General features: G+C 29.1%; 14 protein-coding genes. All 14 read right to left on the bottom strand.

The window, feature by feature from the left end:
• Positions 1 to 155: 155 nt before the first annotated feature.
• On the bottom strand, positions 156 to 476 hold the full coding sequence (locus A6P36_RS00890; RefSeq protein WP_066760325.1) for a DUF2577 domain-containing protein: 321 nt from the start codon (positions 474 to 476) through the stop codon (positions 156 to 158).
• Positions 469 to 1428, bottom strand: coding sequence for an XkdQ/YqbQ family protein (locus A6P36_RS00885; RefSeq protein ID WP_066760324.1), 960 nt, complete (start codon positions 1426 to 1428; stop codon positions 469 to 471). Before A6P36_RS00885 ends, A6P36_RS00890 begins: the two co-directional genes overlap by 8 nt.
• A 2-nt stretch (positions 1429 to 1430) precedes the next feature.
• Positions 1431 to 2135, bottom strand: a complete 705-nt coding sequence (locus A6P36_RS00880; RefSeq protein ID WP_066760323.1) for a hydrolase — start codon at positions 2133 to 2135, stop codon at positions 1431 to 1433.
• Positions 2135 to 4867, bottom strand: coding sequence for a tail length tape measure protein (locus tag A6P36_RS08290; RefSeq protein WP_242861596.1), 2733 nt, complete (start codon positions 4865 to 4867; stop codon positions 2135 to 2137). Before A6P36_RS08290 ends, A6P36_RS00880 begins: the two co-directional genes overlap by 1 nt.
• A gap of 192 nt (positions 4868 to 5059) precedes the next feature.
• Positions 5060 to 5491, bottom strand: coding sequence for a phage tail assembly chaperone (locus A6P36_RS00870; RefSeq protein ID WP_066760322.1), 432 nt, complete (start codon positions 5489 to 5491; stop codon positions 5060 to 5062).
• Positions 5492 to 5494: 3 nt separating this feature from the next.
• Positions 5495 to 5998, bottom strand: coding sequence for a phage tail tube protein (locus A6P36_RS00865; protein WP_066760326.1), 504 nt, complete (start codon positions 5996 to 5998; stop codon positions 5495 to 5497).
• Between the two features lie 30 nt (positions 5999 to 6028).
• The gene (locus A6P36_RS00860; protein WP_066760321.1) at positions 6029 to 7333 is read right to left on the bottom strand and encodes a phage tail sheath family protein; all 1305 of its coding nucleotides are present in this window, start codon (positions 7331 to 7333) and stop codon (positions 6029 to 6031) included.
• Between the two features lies 1 nt (position 7334).
• A complete protein-coding gene (locus tag A6P36_RS00855) occupies positions 7335 to 7523 on the bottom strand; it encodes a hypothetical protein (protein ID WP_066760320.1) in 189 nt (62 codons plus the stop codon).
• 6 nt (positions 7524 to 7529) lie between these two features.
• A complete protein-coding gene (locus A6P36_RS00850) occupies positions 7530 to 7952 on the bottom strand; it encodes a phage tail terminator family protein (protein ID WP_066760319.1) in 423 nt (140 codons plus the stop codon).
• On the bottom strand, positions 7952 to 8353 hold the full coding sequence (locus A6P36_RS00845; protein ID WP_066760318.1) for an HK97 gp10 family phage protein: 402 nt from the start codon (positions 8351 to 8353) through the stop codon (positions 7952 to 7954). Before A6P36_RS00845 ends, A6P36_RS00850 begins: the two co-directional genes overlap by 1 nt.
• Complete coding sequence (locus A6P36_RS00840) at positions 8353 to 8709, bottom strand: hypothetical protein (protein ID WP_066760317.1); 357 nt, start codon at positions 8707 to 8709, stop codon at positions 8353 to 8355. The genes A6P36_RS00845 and A6P36_RS00840 overlap by 1 nt, the downstream gene beginning before the upstream one ends.
• The gene (locus tag A6P36_RS00835; RefSeq protein WP_066760316.1) at positions 8703 to 9083 is read right to left on the bottom strand and encodes a hypothetical protein; all 381 of its coding nucleotides are present in this window, start codon (positions 9081 to 9083) and stop codon (positions 8703 to 8705) included. Before A6P36_RS00835 ends, A6P36_RS00840 begins: the two co-directional genes overlap by 7 nt.
• The gene (locus A6P36_RS00830; RefSeq protein WP_066760315.1) at positions 9076 to 9351 is read right to left on the bottom strand and encodes a hypothetical protein; all 276 of its coding nucleotides are present in this window, start codon (positions 9349 to 9351) and stop codon (positions 9076 to 9078) included. Before A6P36_RS00830 ends, A6P36_RS00835 begins: the two co-directional genes overlap by 8 nt.
• A 12-nt stretch (positions 9352 to 9363) precedes the next feature.
• On the bottom strand, positions 9364 to 9560 hold a 197-nt coding region (locus tag A6P36_RS08170; protein WP_242861595.1), incomplete at its 5' end, for a DUF5309 domain-containing protein.

Raw genomic sequence — 9560 nt, 5'->3', positions numbered from 1 at the left:
AGTATTTAAAATTTTAAATACTGCTTGTTTAACTCCATCAATTAAATCATTATATCCATTTATTAACTCCTTATTTATATCCATACGATGGTTTTTACTAGGTTCAATATTTCTTTCTATACTATTAATAGATAAATTAATATTAACTTTTGGTATCATTTAACCACCCTATCTAAAATAAGATATTTTTGACCACCTTGTATACGAAAAAGTATTACATCGTCTCCTGGTTTTAATTTTAAATCAAGTCTTGCGACTCCAACTTTACCATCAACTTCACATTTTAATTCATAGACCTTAAATATATCTCTCATAATTAATTGTTCATTAGATAGTGTTAATTTGTTCTCAACATTAACACTCAAAGGGCTAGTAGAATCAATCTTACCAAAAACAATATTTACTGGTTTAATATTTTCAACTGCATCAATTGAAGCTTTCTTTATAGCTACTAATAAATCATTTGTATCAAGCAATAAACTCTCCCCCTCTTAATGTTAAATCCATAAAATGTTCATTGTTTTTAAACTCATGCTTACATTTTTCAACTATCATCAAATTATTAATTTTAGTATCTCCTAAATCAAGCTGTACCACAACCATAGAGCCACCCCTAACTCTTATATCTCCAAAAGCATTTTTAACTGATAATGTTCTAGATTTTTGATTGTATAAAGAAAGAAGTGCATCTGCTTTAGCTTTTCCATTTTCCCCCTCTGAAATAGTATCAAAATACTGCAGAACTCCCCACTTATTTATATTATTTCCATCTTGTGATATATAAACATCCCTTTTTCCAATATCTTTATTATCATAAGTAAGTTTAATTTTGTTATAAGTTTCAGAATCAATACTTGAAGAATAGTCAAAATTCTCTCCAGTATCAAAATCTATTAAAATTTCAACAACCATAGAAGATATATTTTTGAGAGTTATTTTCCCAAAATCATCATATAAAACATACATTTCTTTTTTATTTTCGAGAGTTAGATCAAGTGCATTTTGAATCATATCAAAAAGAGTTGTATTTTCTTCAATCCTTGATGGTATCTTAAATCCTGTATCTTCTATTTCTCCACATTGCATTTCAAAATCCTCTGAAATCATTTTTATAAGTTCACCTGCTGTCTTATTTGTATAAACATACGTATCTTTATTTTTAAAATACCTTAATTGATCATAACAAGTAACACTTATAATTTTTTCTTTATCTCTTTTTAAAGTAAAAATAAATCCGTAAAATACTTTCTCTCCATCAACCTTAAAACTAACTGCATTTCCTTCTTCTATTTTAAGATTTCCATCATCTAAAATTTTAAAATCAAGTTGTCCTGGAACACCTTTTCTTTCTGTTTTCCAAACAATAGAATCTTCAACTAATGGTAAATATATATCAGATTCATTTTGTATAATAAGTTCAAATTCCATAATTAAACTCCCTTGACACTATCTTTAGTAACCCAACCTAAATGAGACCCTTCAGGAGTTGTTACGTGATATGGGTGTGAACCTTTCTCATTTATAAGGTTAATTTTCCCTTTATAATTAGTCCTAGTTTGTCCAGGTCCTTTACCATAACTATCTCTATGTAATCTACCATTAACAATAACGTCAGAGCCTATCATTATTTTACTCTCATCAGCTTCTCTTTTTTCTTCGACCTTAGCTTCTTGTTTATTATCTTCATCTTTAGACTTTTCTATTTTAATTTTTTTAGTTCCAAAAGGTTTGTATTGTTTAAGTTTTATAGACAATATTACATCAAATCCTTCTTCTGCATCTTCATTTATTTCATACTCTTCCAAAGATACTTTTATATTTGTATTAAATAGTGGTGTTCCATCAGGACGAGTTCTAGTAACTATGAACTGAAATGGTTTCTTGTCCGTTTTTAACTTATTTATCTTATCAATAAATTTATCTGCACTTTCAAAGCCATCTTTATAAATACTAAATGGATACTTTGTATTAGGGAGCATTGCATCAAATTCTATATCTAAAAGTCCTGGATCTTTAAGCATATTAATTTCTCCATGATTTATTAAGTTCAAAGTCTTATTTTGACTACTAAACCCTATTTTTATAGATTTAGGAGCTATAGGCAATAAAACTTTATCTAAATATATACTATACACTAAACATGCACCCCCTCTGCCATTTTTTCCATAGCATCCTGAACTCCTGTAGCCAATTTATGGATAATTCCATCTAAATCCATACCACTACTAACATTATTAGTAATACCACCCATATCCACTTTAATTTCTGCTGTAGTAAATCTATTAATAGTTTCTCTCTCAGCAATATCTCTTAAATATTTTAAATCTTCTTCAGATACCTGAAGAGAATCTCTAATAGCTCCAGTATTTCCTGCTGTATCTTTCACACCACTTCCTATATCATTCAAACTATTTTCTATCCCATTTAATCCCAAATCATTACCAACACTCAAATCCATACCATTAAGATTAGCTATATTACCAAAACCTAATCCATCTAATATATTTGAAAATTTATCTCCTATAGAATCTCCCCAAGCTGCTCCACTATTAAATGCATCTTCAACCCAACCATCACTAAAAGCATCGAAAGTATTAAAGCCTTCATTAAATGCATCTATAATTGATTTATATTCTCCTTTATTTTCTTGTAATTCTGCTGCTTTATTAGCGTATTCGTTGGCTTTATTAGTAATTCCAGAGTAATCAAAATTAATAAAAGGTAATTTATTGAGAGCTGCACAAATACCAGCTACTACATCTAAAGCAGTGGACAATAAATTGTAAAACCAAGATTGAATATTAGCTATAGAATTAGAAAAAGCTGTTTTCATATTATGTGCTAAAGCATCAATTACATTTCCAATACCTATCCCAATATTTGCCGCTACTTTAAATAAATTTACGAAAAATTGTATAACTACATTAATAGCTCCACAAATCAAAGAAAACCCACTGTTAGCAACACCTGTAGCTTGAGCAATACTATTTGCAAAAACAAATACAACACCAACAACAAGTCCTAAAAGTAAAACAAACTGAGTCAGTGGAGATAATGCAAGAGCCTTATTAAATAACATTTGTGCTAACGCAGCTAAAAGCTGTACTCCTTTATAGATTCCTAAAATAGCTATGTATGCTCCTAAGGCAGTAGCAATTGAATATATAATTGGAGATATCCAACTCCAATTATCTACAACAACTCTAGCAACACTCATAAAAATATTAAAGGCAAAAGATAAAACACTACACATTATTTGTAGTGCTACAGTTATACCAGATGCGATACCTTCTATTACACCCCAATTATTGTTAATAGCATCTACAAACTTAAGTACATAAGGATAGAGCTGACCACCAATTACTTCTTTCATATCTCCTAAAGCATTATTTAACTGTATAATCTTGCCTTGAGGAGTATCACTCATTGTTTGATATAATCCACCCCATGAATCTTGTATAACTTGAGATATAGCTGATGCAGCTCTCATCTCTTCAGACATAGATGCATAGTCATCTCCTAATACTGATACAAGTTGTTGATGAGTAGCAGTACCTTCTATAACTGCCTTCTGAGCATCGGTGAATTCAAAACCTTTTTTGGTCATAGATTCATAGCTACCAGTCATAATCTTACCTAAACCTGTAGCATAATTAACCATGGACTGCAGATCTACTTCTCCACCACCTGACATACCCATTGCATAGTCTGCTAAAGTATCCATCATAGTCGTAATAGCATCAACATCACTAAAATATGTAGCAAATTCTGCTGCACCTGCAATCATAGCTTCATCACCATAAATACCTGCACTTTGAATCTCACTAGCTTTTTTCGTAATAATATCAAATTGATGATTTAAAGCTTTAGTTCCAGCACTTACTTGTACTGTAATAGGTTCAATATTATCTTGTATAGCATTTATATCTGATATAGCCTTATCAGTACTTACTACAGCCTCAGCTTCAAACTGTGCTACATAACCTGCATCCAATGTATTACGAAGCACTGCTCTTAGTTGATTTTCTGCATTTGTCTGAATATTATATAAATCTGTATACTCCTTAATTGCTCCAAAAGCTTTTTTTATTGACTGTACTCCTAAATAAGCACCAACCATAGATTTAATAGATCCAGTTAATTGATTTGCAAGATTAAAACCATCATTAAGCTTTTTATTAAACTTATCTTGACTTTGCATATTATCTCTAATGTGCATCTCTGCACCACCAATAGTATTAGATAACTTTAAATATGCACGATTTGCAGATTCAATATCCATGTTCTCAACTGCAATATTAAGTGCTTGTTGTTCATCTACAGCTTGAGAAAGTTTATTTCTTAGACTCTCAAGTTGATAGTTAGTTGATTCATCTAATACACTTAATGGATTATTTTCAATCTCTAATATTTTGTTTTTAATACCTTCAATACGTACTTGAGCAGCATTTATATCTGCAATCATAGCATTAGGCAAAATATCAATTTGAGATGCAGTATTAGAAATTTTCATTTGAGATTCATTTAATTTATTTAAAAGATTATTAGTGCTTAGAATCTCCTGATTAAATCTATCAACACCAGAGTTTGTAAAAACTTCAAAATTAGGTGATACCCAAGCATTATCGAATTTAGGTGCATCTATACTTTCAGAACTAACTTTAGTAAATGCATCATCTAATTTTTGTATGTCCATAGTCGCTTGATTTATGGAATTTCTTACATCATCTAAAGCTGAAGAATCTAATGGAGTACTAACACTTTGGTGGAGACCCTCCATGGTTCTAACACTCAAATTTACAGATTCAATTATATTGTGTATAGTAGCACTAAAATTATCATGTAAATCAAGTGATGTCTTTAGCATTTCATCACCTCTTTTTCTTAGCTTTACTCTCTAGTTTCTTTCTCTCTTTTTTATCACTGTCAACTTTTATATCTATACAAGCAATTACAAAAGCTTTTTCATTTTCATCCATATTTAGAAATACAGATGGAAGTATTTTTAACTTAAGAAGGGCATAGTAAGCATAATTTGCTTCTCCATCCCCTTCTAATATTAGTTTTTTGCGTTATCTACCTTATCTTCAAGACTTACATTAAATCCATTAAAATTTTGTATAAACGTAACAAAATCCTGGTATTCTCCAGGATCGTCTATCATTTCTTTTATTAAATCTTCTGGGGTCATAACTCCATATGAATCTTGAAGTTCCTTATCAAATAAATTAGGTTCAATTATGCAAGAACAAAGCATTTTAGCCAAATACTTAGATGTATTTAATTTTGGTCTAAATATATTTGGTTTACCTGTTACAGGTATATCTACTGTACATGCTTCTCTTATATCTTCGTTCTCTTTTGTTGTTAGAGGTTTAATAATAAATTTAATTGGTTCTCCATTTTCATCTAATAAAGATTTAGTTGGAGCAAAAGTTGTATTTTCTTTCTTTATCTTATTTTGTTTCATGAATCTAGAAAATTTAGACATATATTACACCATCCCCATAAGTAATTTAAATTTTTCTGGCATTTTAAAATCTTCAAAAGTAAAATCCATATCTTCTTCCAAATATTCACCGTCTGCGTCAAATTTCGCAAGTACTCCCCCATCAATATTACAATCAAAAAGAATTATAGTTTGACGACCTGCTGAACTTGTTGGATCTTCATTTGAAATTTGTGTTTCAAAATAAACATCTTCACCAGTATCTTTATATATTTCCATTAACTCTCTAAAAATCGAAGTGTTAAAATGAAACGTTGCTGACCCTGTACCTGCCCATCCAGAACTTTTATTACCCTTACCTGTTTTACCTAAAATAGGAATTTCTGTTTTATTCTTTTCAAACTTAGCCTCTAAATTTATTGCTTGCATAAATTTATATCTGTTTCCACGTATAGTTACAAAACATTCAGCAAGTTTTGCAGATAAAGCATCTTTTGAATGCATTGTAATATTTTGAGATGCAAACAGCTGTATATTTACTTTCTTCATAGTTTTATCTTTATTCATAAAAAACCTCCATTAAGAAATCATAACAGTCATATAAAGTTTAGACATAGCATTAACTACAGTTATAGCATCATTAACTATTACTGATTTTTTGTTATCTCCTTGAAGTACACTTACATCCTTATCACTAAAATTTTCTATAGCTCTAATCTTTTGTAAGTCTTGATGGTGTTTAACAATATCTGTCCAAAGAGATATTCTACCAGCATTATCATTTGGTATCTCACCAAGATATTTAGTATTAAAAATTACTGCTATATCATTAGCTACCTGATCTATTACTCTAATAGTTTGATTATCTTTAAATATTTCCCCTTGTTCTTCCGTAATCGTAACTTTAGAATTTATATCATCAAGTACTCTTATATCAGACCCTACTTTATGTAATACAAACTCTCCTAATTTCAAACACTCAGCTAATTGATTTTGAGTATAATTTGTATCAACTTCAAATTCTCCATTATAAATTTTATTTAAGTTAGACTTATTAGCAGGGCATCCACCAATTATTCCTGTAACAAAATAAACAAGAGATGATTCTGAGTCTTTTAAAACTCTATTTTTAACATTAACTACTCCTAAATAATCAGCTGCCTTATTATATAGAACCAATTGAAATTTAGATCCAATTTCATCTCTAAGCCGTTTACAGAAATTAATATATAAAGATTTTGTAGTATCATCTGTTGTTGTAATACCCATAGCATTAAATGTATAGGTTTCTATTTTATCTAAATATTTTTGATGTGCTGCTCCATTAACAGTTCCATTAGTTCCACCTGTTAAAGCTATTCCTGATTCTTCTTGTAGTGTTAAAGATGCAGTTTTAAACTCAACATAATCATTTGATATTAAATTCAACTTATCATTTACAGTTTGAGTATCTAATAACACATCTCCTAAATATGTCATAACGTCATAATAACCAGGGTTATCTACATTATTTTTAATAACTATTTTTATATCGTTTCCACGAGTTCCACAATATTTAGCTGTCGCATACTTGTTAGATGCCTTAATTCCCCCACTTGTTAATCTATAAGCATAAAGCAGTTTTATATTTTTAAATAAATCTCTTAATCCTTTAAGTTTTTCATGAGTGAAATCATATCCAAAAAACTTTAGAGCATTTTTTTCTAAATCTTCCTGTGTAACTTCAAATATAGAATCTTCAAATCCCCAATCTAGTTCAAGTGGCATTGTTGCAATACCTCTATCTGATAAATTGGAATCTGCAGACTTAACTGAAATAAAATTAATATAAGTTCCAGGAAGTACTTTATTTTGAGTAATAAAATTTCCTCCACCTAAAGCCATACTAAATCACCTCTTTATTTAAAAAATCAACAATCATACTTTCTACATCAGAGAGCTTATATTTCTTATCATCTTCTAATAAAGCACTTAAAATATCTCTCTTATCTTTAAATCTATTACTTTTCAAAATTTGTTCTTTTGAAAACAAAATTTCAATTTCATTTACTAGCTTTTCTTTCTTCTTTTCCATTTTTTATCACTCCTTAACATTTAACCTTTGAGAAATATCTCCCATAGGGATTGTATCTTCTGTTTTATGATAAAAGGCATTATAATTAACATAAAAATTAAGTACGCCATCTAAAATATCATGCTTTAATCCTGTTCCTCTTAATAAATCCCCTTGAGCATTTAACCACTCTAAACACTTATATAATCTTTCTGCTACACTATGGCATTCTTTATTTTCATTCCCTTTGTTTGGAAAGTAATTTATACAAAATTGATTCTCTCTAAAATATCTCTTACCTAAAAACACATCATTAGTTGAATTAAAATTGTAAATAAAAAAACAAGGTTCATTAAAACCTTGTTTAATTGATTCAGTATAAATTTCATACTCATCGCCAAATTCAGAATTAATAGCTATGCTTATTGAATCTATTAACTCATTTATCATTATTTAAATCCACCTTTTAAAAGCTTATTCATTTTATCTTTTACAGCCTTTTGCATAACATTTTTAACTTCTGTTTCTGCTTTCTCAAGCATAAACTGACCTTCAACCCAACCTTTATGATTTTTTGTTCTATGTCCTTTTTCAACATATATAGCATAACTAACATCATTAACTACATCTACACTTACTCCTTTGGGTAGTCTTTTTAATGGTAATGTAGTCCAACCTTTTCTTAAAGATCCTGTCTTTCCTTGAGGTGTATTTCTAATTACGCTCCTTAAAAGTCTGCCTGAAAGTTCTTTAACTGTTGATTCTAAACAATTGTTAATTTCACTATCAGATAGAGCTTTACCTATTTTATCTCTCATTTTCTTTAAATCATTAAAATTAAATCCACTCATTAACTCCACCCTTTAAATAATTCTAAAATTATTTCTTGATGAGTGCTATAAACTGCAGATTCTCCACTATTTTTATAAATATTTTCTACATCATTTTGAGTAACTATTATTTTACTTCCTGGATTTATTTTAACATCAGGAGATAGTATTAATTTAATAATTTGAGCCACTCCATTAAATATTGAAGTTTCATTAGTATTAGAAGTAGATGAAAAAGATAATCTACAGGGAACATTTTCTAAAACAATTTCTTCTTTGAAACCTGTAGATTTATTTTCATTTTTAACTTTTCTGTATTCGACTACAGTACATAATCCTGTATACATAGATTCTTTCGCTTTTTTTATTCTTACCATCTGATTCTCCGATAACATGAAAAATCATACTCCTTATTAATTAAATAATTAATTAACTCATCAAATCTTTGTTCAGGTGTTTTTGAGTTATCACTAAAAGTAATATTAGTGTCTCCTTCTTGGATTTGCTTAATCACACTTTCAAAATTTATAGATTTTAAACTATCTGGATCAAATGTTTTCTTTTCGATAAAAAAGTTACCTACAACCATATCAACTAAGACATTATTTAATTCTTCTGGTATTTCATCTATATTACAATCAGTTTTTACTTTGTTTTCTATCTTTTCAATTATGAATTTAATAGTTAATAGATCACTATGTACTACTTCATAACCAAACCATTCTAATCTATTAATTACTAACTCATTCATTTTTTCTTACTCTTTTCTTTTTATCATTTGTTTGACTATCTTTAATTTCAGTTTTTTCATCTTCTATTTGATTATCTTTAGTTTCATTTTTATCATCTTCTATTTGATTACCTTCAGTTTCATTTTCAACAATAAAACCCATGGTTTTAAGTTGTTCAGCTACTTCTTTATCTTTTGTTACAGCTACACCTTTTTTAAATTTTATAAGTGGTTTATTCTTATTTGTATCCCAAATAACACCATTCTCTTTTCCAGTAATTTTAAACATCTTATCCTCCAATTAAGCAAGATTTGTAATAGAACCATGTAAAAACGCTGGACCATGAGCAAGTCCAATTTGTCCATAAATTTGTATTCTATCAGATGCCCCTATTTTAGCTAATTCTTCTTCAAAAAGTACACCTTTACCCTCTACCTCTTGAAAAACTGGTGCAATAAGAGCAACATCTGCTATCAAAATTGAATCATCTGGCATAA

This window comes from Candidatus Arthromitus sp. SFB-turkey (assembly GCF_001655775.1).
Lineage (GTDB): Bacteria > Bacillota > Clostridia > Clostridiales > Clostridiaceae > Dwaynesavagella > Dwaynesavagella gallinarum.
Note: the sequence above shows the minus strand (reverse complement) of the source record. Positions and strands in the feature narration are given on the sequence as shown.